Annotated in this window: 17 protein-coding genes; 3 read left to right on the top strand and 14 right to left on the bottom strand. The window is 50.3% G+C overall.

The genetic code is table 11. The features are described 5' to 3' along the window. The first annotated feature begins 38 nt into the window (after positions 1–38). Complete coding sequence (locus tag AC0YN0_RS05630) at positions 39–1,139, top strand: coiled-coil domain-containing protein (protein ID WP_475820382.1); 1,101 nt, start codon at positions 39–41, stop codon at positions 1,137–1,139. 61 nt (positions 1,140–1,200) lie between these two features. On the opposite strand, the gene AC0YN0_RS05625 is transcribed toward AC0YN0_RS05630, so the two are convergent. Further along, complete coding sequence (locus AC0YN0_RS05625; protein ID WP_475820381.1) at positions 1,201–2,496, bottom strand: ABC transporter substrate-binding protein; 1,296 nt, start codon at positions 2,494–2,496, stop codon at positions 1,201–1,203. A gap of 191 nt (positions 2,497–2,687) precedes the next feature. Further along, positions 2,688–4,019 carry a PhoH family protein gene (locus AC0YN0_RS05620; protein ID WP_337098601.1) on the bottom strand — a complete coding sequence of 444 codons (1,332 nt, stop codon included), beginning with the start codon at positions 4,017–4,019 and terminating at the stop codon, positions 2,688–2,690. 254 nt (positions 4,020–4,273) lie between these two features. Here AC0YN0_RS05620 and AC0YN0_RS05615 point away from each other — a divergent pair, with 254 nt between their 5' ends. After that, positions 4,274–4,819: a YhcN/YlaJ family sporulation lipoprotein gene (locus tag AC0YN0_RS05615; RefSeq protein WP_475820380.1), complete on the top strand. Its 546-nt coding sequence runs from the start codon at positions 4,274–4,276 to the stop codon at positions 4,817–4,819. 72 nt (positions 4,820–4,891) lie between these two features. On the opposite strand, the gene AC0YN0_RS05610 is transcribed toward AC0YN0_RS05615, so the two are convergent. The 7 genes from AC0YN0_RS05610 to AC0YN0_RS05580 all read right to left on the bottom strand — a co-directional run bounded on the left by AC0YN0_RS05610 (position 4,892) and on the right by AC0YN0_RS05580 (position 10,112). Continuing rightward, the gene (locus AC0YN0_RS05610; RefSeq protein WP_475820379.1) at positions 4,892–5,122 is read right to left on the bottom strand and encodes a hypothetical protein; all 231 of its coding nucleotides are present in this window, start codon (positions 5,120–5,122) and stop codon (positions 4,892–4,894) included. Between the two features lie 74 nt (positions 5,123–5,196). Further along, the gene (locus tag AC0YN0_RS05605) at positions 5,197–6,246 is read right to left on the bottom strand and encodes an LCP family protein (RefSeq protein ID WP_475820378.1); all 1,050 of its coding nucleotides are present in this window, start codon (positions 6,244–6,246) and stop codon (positions 5,197–5,199) included. Positions 6,247–6,262: 16 nt separating this feature from the next. Beyond that, positions 6,263–6,535, bottom strand: a complete 273-nt coding sequence (locus AC0YN0_RS05600) for a hypothetical protein (protein ID WP_475820377.1) — start codon at positions 6,533–6,535, stop codon at positions 6,263–6,265. Continuing rightward, a complete protein-coding gene (locus AC0YN0_RS05595; protein WP_442051902.1) occupies positions 6,532–6,843 on the bottom strand; it encodes a YlaH-like family protein in 312 nt (103 codons plus the stop codon). Before AC0YN0_RS05595 ends, AC0YN0_RS05600 begins: the two co-directional genes overlap by 4 nt. A gap of 70 nt (positions 6,844–6,913) precedes the next feature. Next, positions 6,914–8,755, bottom strand: coding sequence for a translational GTPase TypA (gene typA / locus AC0YN0_RS05590; RefSeq protein WP_475820376.1), 1,842 nt, complete (start codon positions 8,753–8,755; stop codon positions 6,914–6,916). A 38-nt stretch (positions 8,756–8,793) separates the two neighbouring features. Beyond that, positions 8,794–9,282, bottom strand: coding sequence for a hypothetical protein (locus tag AC0YN0_RS05585; RefSeq protein ID WP_337098594.1), 489 nt, complete (start codon positions 9,280–9,282; stop codon positions 8,794–8,796). Positions 9,283–9,452: 170 nt separating this feature from the next. Then, positions 9,453–10,112 carry a TerC family protein gene (locus AC0YN0_RS05580; protein ID WP_475820375.1) on the bottom strand — a complete coding sequence of 220 codons (660 nt, stop codon included), beginning with the start codon at positions 10,110–10,112 and terminating at the stop codon, positions 9,453–9,455. Positions 10,113–10,247: 135 nt separating this feature from the next. On the opposite strand from AC0YN0_RS05580, the gene AC0YN0_RS05575 reads away from it, so the two are divergent. Then, positions 10,248–10,943: a TerC family protein gene (locus AC0YN0_RS05575; RefSeq protein WP_475820374.1), complete on the top strand. Its 696-nt coding sequence runs from the start codon at positions 10,248–10,250 to the stop codon at positions 10,941–10,943. Positions 10,944–11,043: 100 nt separating this feature from the next. Here the strand turns inward: AC0YN0_RS05575 and thiI are convergent, their stop codons facing one another. The 5 genes from thiI to AC0YN0_RS05550 form a co-directional block, all read right to left on the bottom strand. Further along, complete coding sequence (thiI, locus tag AC0YN0_RS05570) at positions 11,044–12,264, bottom strand: tRNA uracil 4-sulfurtransferase ThiI (protein ID WP_475820373.1); 1,221 nt, start codon at positions 12,262–12,264, stop codon at positions 11,044–11,046. A gap of 2 nt (positions 12,265–12,266) precedes the next feature. Continuing rightward, positions 12,267–13,415, bottom strand: a complete 1,149-nt coding sequence (locus tag AC0YN0_RS05565) for a cysteine desulfurase family protein (RefSeq protein ID WP_475820372.1) — start codon at positions 13,413–13,415, stop codon at positions 12,267–12,269. Positions 13,416–13,575: 160 nt separating this feature from the next. Next, positions 13,576–14,277: a lytic transglycosylase domain-containing protein gene (locus tag AC0YN0_RS05560; RefSeq protein WP_475820371.1), complete on the bottom strand. Its 702-nt coding sequence runs from the start codon at positions 14,275–14,277 to the stop codon at positions 13,576–13,578. A 151-nt stretch (positions 14,278–14,428) separates the two neighbouring features. After that, entirely contained in the window at positions 14,429–15,061 is a 633-nt protein-coding gene (locus AC0YN0_RS05555) for a nitroreductase family protein (RefSeq protein ID WP_475820370.1), read from the bottom strand. Between the two features lie 97 nt (positions 15,062–15,158). Further along, positions 15,159–15,869: a YwaF family protein gene (locus AC0YN0_RS05550; protein WP_475820369.1), complete on the bottom strand. Its 711-nt coding sequence runs from the start codon at positions 15,867–15,869 to the stop codon at positions 15,159–15,161. Positions 15,870–15,920 lie beyond the last annotated feature (51 nt).

Here is a 15,920-nt window from a genome sequence, read left to right as displayed (position 1 = left end):
TTGCCGCATAAAATGAATGCTGAGGAAGGAGGATGCCGGTGAGACAACCCGCCATTCGAAGACGTATCGCCTTGACAGGCGTTGCCGCGCTAATCGCGGCGCTGCTGTTAATCCGACTCCCCGTTTCGGCCGAGCCTCAGCTAGAGCTGGATGACGACGTCCACTCCGTTCTTGAGAAAAGCTTATCCGTTGTCGAGATTGATAAAGAGATCGGCCGCATTCAAGAGGAGAAACAGACATTGCTGGCGACGATGACCGACACCGAGCAGCAATTGGCTGCTCAGCAGGAGAAGATTGAGAGCAAGCGCGAGCAGGCAGGAAGTGTTCTGCGTGCCTACTATATGGGAGAACGGGATTTTCTATTTACGGCTTTACTGTCGGCTAATTCGCTGCCTGATCTCTTTCAAATTATCGATTATGTAGACATCCTGCTTACACATGACAAGCATACCTTGAACAGCTACGCGGAGCAATACGAGAAGGTGAAGGCAGGGTATGAGCAGCTTAAGGATCGGCAGGCCGCACTCAGCGAACTGGAGGATCGGCTTCAGTCGCAGCGAAGCCGAGTGCTCGCGCTTGAGGCGCAGTTAGACGAGCAGCTTGCAGGAAGGTCTGACGCCGAACGGCTTCGTCTGATGATGAACGAGCTGACCTCGTTTTGGGAGACGGCCGGGCTTAAGGAAGTAAGACAATATTTCCGCGAGCTGTCGAAAGCGATGCAGAAGCTGCCTTCCTGGGTACAGGACAACAAATCGTATTTGGAAATCGAAGGTTTCAACTATACGCTCCGCGTGCCGCAGGACGATCTAAACGCCTTCCTGCGCGAACAAAATGAAATGTTCGAACGATTCGCTTTCACTTTCGCAGACAACAAGGTGACGGCTACCGGCAAGCGCGACAACATGGAATTAAGTATTACCGGCACTTATACCGTACAGGACGAACCTAAGAACGGCATTATCTTTCATGTTGAGGAACTGCTCTTCAACGGATTCGCGTTGCCCGATACGACACGGTCATCTCTAGAAGAAGAATTCGATCTTGGCTTCTACCCCGGACTTATTATTTCGTTCCTAAAAGCCAAATCCGTCGAAATTACGGACGGCGAGCTCATCGTCAAGCTGAGCATCAATCTCTGACCCTTACCTGTAACAAAAAAAATAAACAGCGGCTCACCGTATGTACGGAACAGCCGCTGTTTTATTTATACTTGGCGATATAGTCGCCGAATGCGAAAAACTGCGGCGAACCGTCGATATGAGCCTCCCATTGCGATTGCCAATCCAGCCATTGATCGGGCCAGTCCGTATCGATGGCTGCGGAACTTTCCGCATTAGTCAAATCATTCATAATCCCAACCCACCAAGAAGGCGGAACAATAGCTTGCTCCGATTGGTAGGTGTTGCTTAGACCGAATAGCGATGACCGGGACGGCAATACACCCGAATCCTCATAGAACTGTTGTTGCGCGTATGAATCCGTCATCTCCTCTATCCATAACAGCGCCTCGTCTTCCGCCTCAGTACGAGCAGAGACTGCGAAGCTGCGCGCATTAAGCCAAGGACTGACGATCGCATCACGGTCAATCTTCAAGCGGCTCTGAACGGACTCGGTTAACTCCAAGTAGTCGGACCACGGAAGGATGGCAGCAAGCAGCTCATTTTTATTAACCGCATCGCCGATCAAATAACTGCTCCCTTGCGCGCCAATCTTACTAATTCGCGATTCCGCAAGCTGAAGCCAGTTCAATTGCCCGACGAGCGACGCATCCGACTTCAACAGGAACTCGCTATTTGCCCTGCCCTTCGGATCGAAGGTATGCAGCCAGACGAGCAGCTGTTGCAGATTGCCCGGCACGAGGTTAACAAGCTTCGCCTCCGGCTTCAGCTCGTTCAGCTTAAGCGCTGTTTCCTCGAAGCTTTGCCAAGTGCCAGGCGGGACGGATAAGCCCGCTTCCGCGAGCAGCTGAGAGTTCCAGAAGACGAGATACGGATTATAGTCCTTCGGCACGCCCCAGACATAGCCATTCCACTTAAGAGGCTCCAGCAGGCCGGACATTTGGTCAGAGAGCGCGTCCCCGGTCAGCAGGCTGTCGACAGGCTTTAGATACCCTTGCATCGCGAACGGCCTAATCCAAGGGCTCGGAAGCAGCATCACATCTGCCGGTGTTCCTTGCCGGCTCTGCTCCAGCCATGATGAATAAGCTTCGCTCTCATTCGCTTGATTCAACAATTTAACCTTAATATGTGGATATTTCATCATAAAAGTTCGATTCAATTGACTAAGCGTCATGAATTGCTCAGCGTTAACGGAAACGTTTACATTTAGTTCAATAGAAGTATCAATCGTCTGTTCTCCGCCCGGGGGCTGATCGACTGACTTGCCGTCCGGTTTGCCCGTGCTTGTCGGATCGACGCCAGGGGATAACGGAATGTCTAGCAAAGCAATGATGAGGATAGCACCGATCACAAGGGGCATCCATCTTCTCAGGGACACAGCTTTCTTCCTCTCCGGCTATTTGATCTCCACACATAGGATAGCAATAAATCCATAATTTGTCCAAAGCCCTTTTTTGCCACAAGGATAAGCTGCCATTGCCTCTTTCTGCTCTAAAATGAGAAAAGTGGAGGAGCAGGGCAAACCCTGCACTCCTCCACTTCACAAACAACAGCTCCATCTGCAGTCGTCTACAGCAAGTCGGCAGCGAGCTGCGCAAGCTTCGAGCGTTCGCCTTTCTCCAGCGTCATATGGCCGCTAATGCCTTCGCTTCTAAAGCGCTCAACGATGTGTGTAAGGCCGTTGCTTATAGAATCGAGATAAGGATGGTCAATCTGCTCCGGATCGCCCATAAGGACGATCTTGCTGCCCTCACCGACGCGCGAGACGATCGTCTTCACCTCGTGTTTCGTTAAGTTTTGCGCTTCGTCAATAATAATGAACTGCCCCGGTATCGATCTTCCGCGAATATACGTTAACGCTTCGACTTGAATGCTTCCGAGTCCCATTAAAATTTTGTCGATGTCTCCGGACTTCTTCGTATCGAATAAATATTCGAGGTTATCGTAGATCGGCTGCATCCAAGGACGAAGCTTCTCCTCCTTCTCCCCTGGCAAATAACCGATATCTTTGCCCATCGGAACGACGGGACGCGCAATGAGCAGCTTCTTATACTTATGCTCATCCTCTACCTTGAGCAGCCCGGCTGCAAGCGCGAGCAGCGTCTTGCCCGTCCCTGCCTTACCCGTTAACGTGACGAGCGGAATATCGTCATTAAGAAGCAGCTCAAGCGCCATTCGTTGCTGGGCATTGCGCGCCGTAATGCCCCATACGGGATCGTTGCTAAGGAAGAGCGGTTCAAGCTTCACCCCGTCCTGGCTCACCTTGAGAAGCGCGGATTTGGATGTGCCCATCTCGTCCCGCAAAATAACGAATTCATTCGGATTCAATCGAATATTCAGATGCATATTATTAATCGTCAAGAAACGGTAGGAGTAGAATTCGTCAATGACCGCGGGGTGAACGTACAGTGTCATATAGCCTGCGTAGAAGTCTGACGAGACGACCACTCTGTCGGACAAATAATCTTGCGCCTGCAGGCCGAGCACATCCGCTTTAATTCGGACAAGCACGTCTTTGCTGACGAGCACAATACTGCGCTTCTCCGTTTCATTGTCTTGTTCATTATGATAATTAAGCGCTACAGCCAATATTCGGTTGTCATTGGACATTTCTCCGAACATTTCCTGTACGCGAATGAAGCTGCGATGGTTCAGCTCTACCTTCAGCAAGCCTCCTCCAGGAAGCACGATGCCTTCATGCAAATGACCGTTCTCGCGCATCTTGTCGAGCAAGCGGGATATCGTCCGGGCGTTGCGGCCAAGCTCGTCGGCCAGCCTCTTCTTCGAATCAATTTCCTCTAGTACAACCGCGGGAATAATGACTTCATTATCGTCGAAAGCGAAGATCGCTTGCGGATCATGAAGCAGCACATTAGTATCAAGCACGAATATTTTTTTCATGAGAACCCTCCCGGCGTAGGAAATTCATTAGAAGCTTAGCGAGCCTTGCTAATGGTTTGCGTTGTACATAGTGTGAGCAGCGATCGGTTACACTAGGGCAGATAAGAAGAAACGCCTGACGGCGTCCTTCTATAACGCCATCGTTTCGTCGAAACGTATAGAGAAAGTATGACCAAAATCATATACGTTCCTATACGTCAAGTGTCATTACAACTAAGCATTACACTAAGCACGCTTAAAAAGAGGTGGAATTCATGTTCAAATGGCTCGCTTCTGCGTTCATTATTGCGATTGTAGCGACAGGCTGCAGCACCGTCGCACGTAATGAATCATCACCCTCTCCACAAAATAATGGCCGCGTGGAGGCCCAGCAAACCGATCCGCGCAAAAAAGAAATAAAAAGCTCCGAACAGGTTGCGAAGCATTTGGAGCAGCTTGCTGAGGGCGTCGACGGTGTCAAAAATGCCCGTTGCGTCGTATTCGGAAATACGGCAATCGTCGGCATTGACGTGGACGCCAATCTCGAACGCTCTCGGGTAGGCACCTTAAAATATTCGGTTGCCGAAGCTTTCCGCAAGGACCCTTACGGAATCGATGCGCTCGTGACGGCAGACATGGATCTTACTGAGCGCATTAATGAGATCGGCGACGACATTCGAAGAGGAAGGCCAATTGCCGGCTTTGCTGAAGAGATGGCCGATATTATCGGACGTATCGTCCCGCAGATGCCAAGAGATCTCATGCCAGATTCTGGCGACGTTCAGCAAGAACCGAAGTTGAAAAATAATAAAAAGCAATAAAGTTCTTTGAAATAACTTATGAAGATTTTGCAAATACGGTCCAAAAGACGCAAAAAGCCTAGTGAATGCTCACTAGGCTTTCTCTATGGCGGCGGATACTTGTACATCCATTCTATCCGCTGCAAATTTGTCGTCTGCAATGATATGGAACTCTTTGCCTGCGGACAAGCGCAAGCCGCAACCCATAGCATCACGGTCCTTCTCACTCGCTAAATACCAAGAAGGATCAGCGTTCGCTAAGAAGGAAAGGCTGCTTCTAACCTCGTTTTCTCGTCCGGTTCGTACTGGAATAGGTATCACCATCGCATAGCCTCCCTTAGATAGGAAATTGGTTTGCGTAGCATTATTATACCCAGTTTATTAAGCCGAGTCTACGGTTATTCAGCCATTTTTGCTTGCAGAGCGGTACGCGCTTCATCCAGCTTTTGCTCATCCAAATATACGTAAGGACTTTTCCAATTACCCTCAAGCGGAATAAACGTAATATCCCCGCCACCCATGCCGAAATAACTTGCAATCATTGCCTTAATTTCTTTGGAAGGCATATCCATCGTCATGTTGTCGCCAACCGCATCAATGACTTTGTCGATCTTCGAAATCCCGCTTAACGACTTCATCTTGTCGGCAAGTGCCCCTAACACTTCCGATTGTCGTCTATTGCGGTCAAAGTCGCTCGACATGTTCTTGCCGTCATTCGATTGACGATATCGTACGAAATCAAGCGCATTATCGCCATTCAGCTCCTGCAGACCTTTCTGTAGGTCAATGTCCGTGCCGTCCGCGTTGCTCTTGTATTTCATTCGCATATCAACATCCACCTCTACGCCGCCAAGCGCATCGACGACATCGACGAAACCTTGGAAGTTGATGACTGCCGAATATTTGACGTCAATGCCGAAGAATTCGCTCATCATCTCGCGCGAATGGCGTTTCGCCTCCGCATGAGCAGCTTCCTTCTCCATGCCTTCCTTAATTGCCGTATTATAAAATGCCGCATAATAGCCGTTAGCCTTGCGAGTCTTGTAGCCGTCCACATCGATTCTCGAATCGCGCGGAATCGACACAACTGTCGCCGTCTTGGACGTTGGATTGAATGCTGCAACCATCATGACATCCGTATTCAAGCCTCCGCCGTGAGAGCGCGAATCAAGCCCCATGATCACGAGGCCGACAGGCTTCTCCTTAACCGATTCACCTTTAGGTATGACTACAGTGTTGTTGTCTGCCCCAATCTGTTTGATCGCGTCATCCGTCTTGAACACTAAATAAACAAGAGCCGCCGCAACGAGAAGCAGCAGCCCGAACAGCAGAACGAAAAACGTTTTTAGAATCGAACGTTTCTTCTTCGGTTTCTGCTTTTTAGGTTGATTGGACGGCGTTTGACGCGAGCTCGATCTTGGAGGCAATGAAGTCGATCCTTGACTCATAGTATCCACCTTCAAGCTAGTTGTATTTGGGATTGGATTCGATGTCCGCCAGCAGTTGCTCAGCCGCTTCACGCGGAAAGAGCTGCAGCTTCGAGCGTCCATCCTTCTCGTACCTCAGATGAATCATCGTATCGTCCGTCTTCATGATCTCGAAACGGTCGAGCTGATGATCCTCTACCAATATTTGCGCAAAAAAGGCAAGCGTATCGGCGGCGGCACCATCTTCGGGTCTAGCCGCTGATACGATCTGAATTTGCAGCCAATTGAATAGAGCGTCCTCAAGCTTCATTTGCCAGGCTCCGCCTTCTGCGAGGATGCATCATCCGGCCTGTTGCCTTTCCATTTGTCGTAGAGTTGGCGGCCCCGAAGCATAAGCATCATAAGAACGGCAATACCCATGCATTGAATAATCGGCAGCTTATCCACCTGCAAGATCATCAAGACGAAAGAACCAAATGCAATGAGCGCATAAACGAGTATTTCCTTAAACAACGGCAGCTTCTGCTGTGCCCGGAACACCTTGTTGAAAATATAAATTGTAAATCCGAGTATAAGCAGATAAGAAACGAGTTTATGGTCGCTTAGCCATTCCTGCATAATTCGAACTTCCTCCTTAAGTACAAGCTAAGGTTTTGCATGATGCAAAACCTTAGCTCCATCTTCATTATTAAACGCCTGCTTGAGCTGTTTTGCGGTGTTTCTCCGCACGCTCGCGCTCGCTCTTATTCAAGATCTTCTTACGAAGACGAATCGACTTCGGCGTAATTTCGCAATACTCGTCATCGTTCAAATACTCAAGCGCTTGCTCTAGAGAGAATAGGCGCGGAGTTTTCAGCGTAACGGTATCGTCCTTACCTGCGGAACGAATGTTGTTAAGCTGCTTCACTTTACAGATGTTGACGATAATGTCGTTCTCGCGCGTGTGTTCGCCTACGATCATACCTTCGTAGATTTCAGCACCCGGCTCCAAGAACTGGATACCGCGATCCTCTACGCCCATCATGCCGTAGAATGTCGATACTCCGTTCTCGCTTGCCACGAGTACGCCTTGGTGACGTCCGCCGACATTAGAGCCCGCAAGCGGACCATAGCTGTCGAATGCGCTGTTCATAATGCCGTAACCGCGAGTCATTGTTAGGAATTGTGTACGGTAGCCGATCAAGCCGCGTGCTGGAATAATGAACTCCAGACGAACTTGGCCATTGCCGTTGTTGATCATGTTGACCATCTCGGCTTTGCGAGTTCCAAGGCTCTCCATAACCGCGCCCATGCTTTCCTCAGGCACGTCAATTAGCAAGCGCTCGTAAGGCTCTCTCTTCTGACCGTCAATTTCCTTGATAATAACTTCCGGCTTCGATACTTGAAGCTCGTAACCTTCACGACGCATATTCTCAATCAAGATGCCGAGGTGAAGCTCGCCGCGACCGGATACGATGAACGCGTCCGGGCTGTCTGTTTCTTCAACGCGAAGCGCTACGTCCGTCTCAAGCTCCTTGAACAGACGTTCGCGAAGCTTACGGGATGTAACCCATTTGCCTTCACGTCCCGCGAACGGGCTGTTGTTAACAAGGAACGTCATTTGGAGTGTCGGCTCATCGATCTTCAGAACAGGAAGCGCCTCAGGGTTCGTCGGATCAGCGATCGTCTCGCCGATATTGATCTCACGGATACCTGCGATAGCGACGATGTCGCCAGCGCCTGCTTCAGCAATCTCAACACGCTTCAAGCCTTGGAAGCCGAACAGCTTCTCGATTCTTGCTTGCTTCGTGCCGCCTTCGCGCGTCATAACGGCAACCGGTTGACCTTGACGAATAATACCGCGGTTTACGCGGCCGATCGCAATACGTCCCAAGTATTCGTTGTAGTCGAGCAGAGTTACCAGGAATTGAAGCGGTTGTTCTACGTCTTCCGTAGGCGATGGGATATGGCTGACGATCGTTTCGTACATCGCTTCCATGTTCTCATCTTGTTTCTCAGGATCAAGACTGGACGTACCCATCAACGCCGATGCGTATACGACAGGGAATTCAAGCTGCTCGTCATTCGCGCCAAGCTCGATGAACAGGTCAAGCACTTCATCAACCACTTCAGAAGGTCTTGCGTTCGGACGGTCGATCTTGTTCACGACAACGATCGGAGTCAGCTTCGATTCAAGCGCCTTGCGCAATACGAATTTTGTTTGCGGCATGCAGCCTTCGAAAGCGTCGACTACGAGCAATACGCCGTCAACCATTTTCATAATCCGTTCAACCTCGCCGCCAAAGTCGGCATGTCCAGGTGTATCCACGATGTTGATCAGGTAGTCTTTGTAATTGATTGCCGTGTTCTTCGCTAGAATCGTAATTCCGCGTTCACGTTCCAGATCGTTGGAATCCATTGCTCTTTCTTGTACCGCTTCATGCTCGCGGAAAGTACCCGATTGTTGAAGCAGTTTGTCGACCAATGTTGTTTTACCATGGTCAACGTGGGCAATAATGGCGATATTCCGTAAATTCTCTCTTGCTTGCATAACTTGTAATCCACTCCATTTTGTTTTTATTTATTACCTTACCAACGCCTGCGACTTCCTCTGCCGATCGTCATCCATGCGCCTGCCCCGATCAATACGACAGCAATTGCATAGATTCCCCAGCTCCACATCAATACAAGAACCATAAATACGGCCGAAGCGGCTGCAAGCGCAATAGCCGCCCTGAACACAACCTGTTGCCTGGATGAACCGAACAAATAATATTCGTAAAGGCCTGCTGCTACGCCGAAAATGAACAGCGGCCACAAATATTTCAGATTATCCCATCCAAATAAATTGCAAACGACGAACAACAGGGCATAGACGACAAGCATCCCGCCTGGGACAAGAGCAGCTGCTGGTAGAAGTCTGCCGAAATAAAGCACATGCAGCAGAACTCCAGGAATTAAGACGAGCAGCGGCCAAAAGATAGCCCCCATAAAGCTGAATACTCCTAATTTGCCCAACAAAATAACGACCCCGGCTAACAGCAAAATAATTCCAGCGGAATATTTGTTATTAGGCATTCTCGTTCCGCTCCTTACGAGTCATTCGCAGATGTTGACGAAAGACGACAGTTTTTATCTATACTAGTTTAATGGAACGGCGACGAAAATACCAGTGTGAACAATACCTGTTCACAAAAAAAACCGTTCAAGCCGTCTTTGGCTCCGAACGGTAATGACAACAAAGCCTGTTACCACTGCTTTCTGCTGACGGTTGCGAGTGCAATTACGAGCGGGATACAGAGCAGCGGAATCGCCTCAGCAAGCACCTTCGAGCCGTGGAATAGCAGGTTATTCAGTCCCGGATCATGCATTAGCATGTCGCCTGCCGCATATCCGAGCAGCGCTGCGCCAATGTATGAAAGTGCCGGAAACTTCTGCAGCAGCACGCCCAGCATTTGGCTGCCCCATATGATCATCGGGATGCTGATTGCAATGCCAAGCAGAATGAGAATGAGATCGCCATTCGCAACCGCTGCGATCGCGAGCACATTATCAAGGCTCATAATGAAGTCAGCAGTGACAATGGTCCAGACGGCTTGTCCGAGGTTCCCCGCCTTTTTGACTGTATGTCCGTCATGCCCGCTCCCCGCGTCTGCAAGCAGCTTCACGGCAATATATAGAAGCAATATCGCTCCGGCAGCTTGCAAATACGGAATTTGCAATAGCTTGATGGCCACGAGCGTAATTATAATCCGCAGTCCGACGGCTGCCAGCGTTCCCCACCATATCGCCCGCTTCCGCTGATGAGGCGGCAGCTGTCCGCTCGCCATCGCAATTACAATCGCGTTATCTCCGCTTAACAACACATTTATCAATACGATCTGCAAAAAAATAAGTACGCTGTCCAATGCTCATTCCCCCTCTTATCAGTGGTATGAACAAGCTATGGCGAATATGTCCATGATTGATGAATATACTTTCCACAGGGCTGAATTCAGGCGGCAGACGCCGCAGCAAGATATCAAGTTGGAGGGGGCGGTCAAATGGATCTGTTCTCGGTCGATTTCTGGTCGGCGCTCGCCACGATCATTTTCATTGACCTGATCCTCGCTGGCGACAATGCGATCGTCATCGGACTTGCAGCAAGAAATTTGCCTAAGGAGCAGCAGCGAAGGGCGGTCATTTGGGGGACAGTTGGCGCAGTCGGCATTCGAGTTATTGCGACATTGCTTGTCGTACAATTGCTGGCTGTTCCATGGTTGAATTTACTTGGCGGGCTTCTGCTTATATGGATTGCTTACAAGCTTCTTGTTCAGGAGGATGCACACGAGAATATTCAGGCAGGCAATACGCTGTGGCAGTCGATTCGCACAATTATTATTGCCGATGCGGCAATGGGCATCGATAATGTTATCGCCGTTGCCGGCGCGGCGCATGGCGATACGCTGCTCGTCATTATCGGCCTGCTCATTAGCGTGCCAGTCGTCGTATGGGGCAGTACGTTGTTCATTAAGCTTATTAATCGCTTCGAGTGGATCGTTTATATCGGCTCTGGCGTCCTCGCCTATACGGCAGCCAAAATGATTACGCACGAGAAATCATTCGCCGAATATTTTGATCGGTATCCGCTGATCAACTGGGCTTTCATCATCGCTATTATCGTAATCGTTATAGGAGCAGGCTGGCTTACGAATCGCAGTCAGAGGAAAAAGATCCAAAACCTACAAAGCGATAAATAATCCCGCATAAAGTCAAAGAGCCCCACCATTAGGTGAGGGCTCTTTGACTTTATCGTTACACCTGCGCTTGTGTGTAACGGCGTATTTGAGGATGTGGTAATTAGAACCAGTCGTCCTCGCCTTCGGTATGGACCGTCTGTACGCCGCTCGGGGTAAGAACGAGCACCTCTGTCCCTTCAACGGCAGCATTAATCATGTCCCCAAGCTCCGGAATGAGCGATTCGACTTTTTCTACGATGCGCAAATTCGGATTCGTGCTTGGCGACTTCGGCAGGAACAGCGTACAGCAATCCTCATAGGGCAAGATCGATGTCTCGAAGGTGCCGATCTTCTCCGCTTCGCGAATAATTTCTTGCTTGTCCATCATCACGAGCGGCTTGAGAAGCGGCAGCTCCGTTGCCCGCCCAATGACGTTCATGCTAGCAAGCGTCTGGCTGGCGACTTGACCGAGGCTTTCACCCGTTACGATACCGCCGGCCCCATTCCGCTCAGCCAGCTTGTCCGTAATCCGAAGCATTGCGCGGCGCATAAGGGTAATGATGATATTATCGCTCTTCTGCTGTGCCAGCCTCGTCTGAATGTCGGTAAACGGAACGAGATGAAGCTTGAGCGGCGCGCCGCTGTAATAAGACAACCGCGTTGCCAAATCCACGACCTTATCCTTCGCCTTCTCGCTTGTGAACGGATAGCTGTGGAAGTGAACCGCCTCGATCTCCAGCCCTTTGCGCAGCGCCATCCACCCTGCAACGGGACTATCGATGCCGCCTGACAGCAGCAGCATGGCCTTTCCGTTCGTTGCGAACGGGAATCCTCCGCCTGCTTGAATCACTTCCCAGAAGACATAGGTACCTTCCTCCTGGATATCAACCTTCAGTTCGACCTCAGGCTTGCGGACGTCGACTTTCAGATCTTCCATGGCCCGCAGCACATGGCCCCCTACGAGATGATTCATCTCTTGGGAGCTATGTGGAAACCCTTTCCACGCACGCTTCACGCTTACTTTGAAGGTTGCGGGCGGCTTTTCTATAGATTGCATAAGCGTCAAGGCAGCAGCCCGAATCGCTTCCAGCTCCGACTGTACACTGACGACCGGACTGATCGTCGTAATGCCGAACAGATCCTTCAAGCGATCTGCAACGGGCTCATAGGGCTGGCCGTTCAACAAGACGTACAAGCGTCCGAACGACTTGAAGTACGAGACGCGCTCGAACGGCGTCAATGCCTGCTTAACCTGCTGAAGCATCCGCTTCTCGAACTGATTGCGGTTGCGCCCCTTCATCGTCAAGTCGCCGTAGCGCACAATAATTTGATCGTATAACAATCTTAAGTCAATCTCCTCTCGAGCGGCTTAAGCTCCGCGACAATCTGCCGCAGCGCCTTGCCTACACTATCGATGTCCTGGGTACGGTGTTCATCGCCGAAGCTGAGCCGAATGCCGCTGGAAGCATGCTCCGTGCTCGCTCCAAGCGCAAGCAGCACCTGGCTTGGCTTATTGTCCTTCGACGAACAAGCCGACTTCGTTGAAGCCATTATACCATGCTGCTCCAGCTTATGGATGACGACCTCCGGCTTCATGCCGGGATAAGAGAAATGGACGATGTTCGGCGCAAGCGGCGCGCCGCCATTCAGCTTCAGTTCTGGAATGGAAGCCACGATAGATACCAGCTGCTCTCTTAATTCCGACATGCTTGCTCGTCTTACGGATTCGGTCTCACGGGTCAATCGAAGAGCTTTCGCTGCAGCGACAATCGAAGGTACATTTTGCGTTCCTGAACGCATGCCCTCCTCCTGAGAGCCGCCTGTCAGCAGCGGGTACAGCGTTATTCCGTTTCTTACATAGAGCAAGCCGACGCCTCTCGGCCCGCGGAACTTATGCGCCGATCCGCTGACAAGATCGATACCCCACCGTTCAATTTCAATCGGCAGCTTGCCTATGCTTTGCACCGCATCAACATGGAAGAATACTTTCGGAAATTGCTTCAGCCATTGTCCGATCTGCTCGATTGGCTGAATTGTACCGATTTCATTATTCACATGCATAACACTGACCAGAACCGTATCATCCGTCAATGCCTCTGCGACCTGTTCCGCGCTCACATGACCGCTGGCGCTGACCGGCAAGTACGTAACGTTAAAGCCCTCTTGCTCAAGCTGCGCAAAGGTTTCGGACACTGAAGCATGCTCGATTGCGGTCGTGATCAGATGTTTGCCTCGCCCGCTATATTGTTTGGCGATGCCTTTGATCGCGATATTATTCGATTCGGTACCGCCTGAAGTAAATATCCACTCGCCGCCGCGCGTGCCGAATTGCTCCGACACAAGTGAGCGTGCCCGCTCGATCAGCTTGCCCGCTGCCGAGCCTCTCTGATGCAGTGATGAAGGGTTCGCATAATGCGCCTTCATTACTTCCATCATCGTCTGTATGACCTCTTCATAGGGCGGTGTAGACGCGCAATGGTCAAAATACAGCATCGTTATTCCCTCCTTCTCACGCTCTTCCTACAATAAAAACAAAAAGATCAGCGACAGCCGCTCGCAGCTAGCGATGCGGCAACTGTCGTGATCTCAAGCAGGAGCGACTCCGCCTCCAAGCTGCGGCATGCACAATCGTTCCACGGATAAATTAAATGAATTATTGCATAGCTTGAAGCACTTTTACAACATAACGTTGGGTTTCTTCCGGCAAGCTGTCGATAGCCAATTGAAGCTCTTCGTTCGTTCCGATGCCCAAACGGTCGATTCTGCCCGGTCCGGCATTATACGCGGCAAGCGCGACTTGCTCATTGCCGTTATACTTGCCCAAAAGCAGCGACAAATACTTCGTTCCCCCGTTAATGTTCTGCTCCGGGTCGAACACGTCGCCTACGCCAAGTCCTCTAGCTGTTCCATCCATCAGCTGCATAAGCCCTTTCGCTCCTGAGGAAGATACCGCATCGCTTTGGAAGCCGGACTCGGTCTTGATTACCGCTTCGATCAAGGATGGATCGACGCCGAATCTAGCCGAGGCTTGCTGGATTAGCGAATCATATTGTCCAGAGCCCGTCCATTCTGCATCCGGATAGCTGTCGGAAAGGCCAAGCTCGGATAAGCTGCTTAGACCGCTAAGGCTGCCAAGCGACGATAGCTGCGATAACAGATCAGTCGGGAGCGTCGAAGCAACATCTGTGCCTGTCTCCGTCGCGCCGCTCATATATTGCGATAATAACGTATCGAATAAGGAAGGTGTGCCGTCCGTCTCCGTCTTCGTAAGCGGATTGGAATTCGCTTTAAAGTCAACGCTCGGAGCAAGCTGAAGCTGCAGTAAAGCTTTCATCTGTCGTGGGTCAATGCTCATAATTACCTCCCTAGCTATGTACCTTCATATGTTAAAGGATATTTGCGTATGTCTGTTATATCGGTTTTTATTGTATCGCTTTTTAGAGCGGACCGCCAGTTGCAAATAAAAATCGCCGCTCAAAGCGATCACGCTTCGAACGGCGACTTGATTACTTGAAGATTTTGACACGCTCTTCGATCGGCTTGTATTCCTTCTCTCCTGCAGGTGAGGTTGGTTTGCCGAATGGCAGCTGTGCAACCAGCTTCCAAGAATCTGCAATGGACCATGCCGCCTTGACCTGATCGTCAATGAGCGGATTATAATGTTGGAGAGATGCTCCGAATCCTTCATTCTCGAGCGCTGTCCACACGACAAATTGATGCATGCCGGATGATTGCTGGGACCATAGCGGAAAGTTCTCCGCATAAGCGGGAAAGCTGTTCATAAGACCGTCAATGACTGTCTGATCCTCGAAAAACAATACGGTGCCATAACCGTTCTTGAAGCTCCCCATCTTCTGCTGGGTTGGCTCGAAATTATCGGCAGGAACGACGCCTTGCAGCGTACTCGTCGTAAGATCCCAGAGCTTATCATGGTTTGCCCCGAGCAGCAGAACAATTCGCGCACTCTGCGAGTTGAAGGCAGATGGCGTATGCTTAATGGCATCTTGCACGATCTGAGCGATCTTCTCGTCTGAAATATCGGATTGCTTGCTTATGCCGTAAATACTGCGACGGTGCTTTACGGCTTCCATGAAAGCAGCCGATGTCCCCGTCTCATTCAATGTGGTGTTAGCTGTCATTGCCTCTCCTGCCTTTCGGTTCAATGTTTAGGACGACAATTTATTTTCCCCAGCCTTTTCGCCATTAGTCTAGAAAGGATAAGCATTCCTCACAGGATTAGATCCGAGCTTTAATGCCTTTCAATCTATAAATCCTGCGAACCAATGCCACACCCCATAAGAGCAATACACACAGCATTGCAACAACGATCTCCAGCTGCAAAATATACCAAGGCCATGGCGCAAGCATATCCAGCAATGATGCCGTACCAGGCTTACGCGCCAAAAACATAAAGTTCGTATAGCCCGTCAAATAATTCGTTAACGCTGCCGGAATCGCCAATACGTGCAGCCAGACCCATGCGCGCAAGATGGACTTATATGTCGGCTTGTAACGTTCAATGACAAGGATAAACAATCCAGCGGCAATGATGCCAATATGCGCAATGAAGAAATGGAAGTACCTAAAGTGCGGGAAACCCCAATCGAGATTCGGCGTTATTAACGCTTGCATCGCTCCCAGGATCCCAAGGAAAAAGACGATGTCATACAACCGTTTGCTGCCGGTCAAGAGAAGTACTGCCGCAATAAGCAGTGTAATACTGCACAGCTGAAGCGGAAGCGATCCGAATGACCACTCGTCTTCGATGATGTAAGAAGCCTGGAGCGCGACTTCACAGCTTATAAGCACCACTGCCAACGTAATGCGGAAATATCGGTTAACAACAGGTACGCGAAGCCTCTTGCGCATCAAGAAGATGCTTGCGAAGACAATAATCGCCGACAGCAACGCAGCGTAGTGCGCAGCGGTAAACATTTCGAACGACATGGCACACGATCCTTCCCTTTACGGAACTTATCTTTGTACTTCTTTCCTTAT

The organism is Paenibacillus sp. J22P218, from assembly GCF_056269195.1.
This window is presented reverse-complemented; position numbering and strand designations above follow the sequence as displayed.

Coding starts and splice junctions, on each gene's coding strand:
- AC0YN0_RS05620 (WP_337098601.1), bottom strand. CDS start 4,019: ATGAAAAAAATATTCGTGCTTGATACTAATGTGCTGCTTCATGATCCG.
- AC0YN0_RS05615 (WP_475820380.1), top strand. CDS start 4,274: ATGTTCAAATGGCTCGCTTCTGCGTTCATTATTGCGATTGTAGCGACA.
- AC0YN0_RS05610 (WP_475820379.1), bottom strand. CDS start 5,122: ATGGTGATACCTATTCCAGTACGAACCGGACGAGAAAACGAGGTTAGA.
- AC0YN0_RS05605 (WP_475820378.1), bottom strand. CDS start 6,246: ATGAGTCAAGGATCGACTTCATTGCCTCCAAGATCGAGCTCGCGTCAA.
- AC0YN0_RS05600 (WP_475820377.1), bottom strand. CDS start 6,535: ATGAAGCTTGAGGACGCTCTATTCAATTGGCTGCAAATTCAGATCGTA.
- AC0YN0_RS05595 (WP_442051902.1), bottom strand. CDS start 6,843: ATGCAGGAATGGCTAAGCGACCATAAACTCGTTTCTTATCTGCTTATA.
- typA (WP_475820376.1), bottom strand. CDS start 8,755: ATGCAAGCAAGAGAGAATTTACGGAATATCGCCATTATTGCCCACGTT.
- AC0YN0_RS05585 (WP_337098594.1), bottom strand. CDS start 9,282: ATGCCTAATAACAAATATTCCGCTGGAATTATTTTGCTGTTAGCCGGG.
- AC0YN0_RS05575 (WP_475820374.1), top strand. CDS start 10,248: ATGGATCTGTTCTCGGTCGATTTCTGGTCGGCGCTCGCCACGATCATT.
- AC0YN0_RS05565 (WP_475820372.1), bottom strand. CDS start 13,415: ATGCTGTATTTTGACCATTGCGCGTCTACACCGCCCTATGAAGAGGTC.
- AC0YN0_RS05560 (WP_475820371.1), bottom strand. CDS start 14,277: ATGAGCATTGACCCACGACAGATGAAAGCTTTACTGCAGCTTCAGCTT.
- AC0YN0_RS05555 (WP_475820370.1), bottom strand. CDS start 15,061: ATGACAGCTAACACCACATTGAATGAGACGGGGACATCGGCTGCTTTC.
- AC0YN0_RS05550 (WP_475820369.1), bottom strand. CDS start 15,869: ATGTCGTTCGAAATGTTTACCGCTGCGCACTACGCTGCGTTGCTGTCG.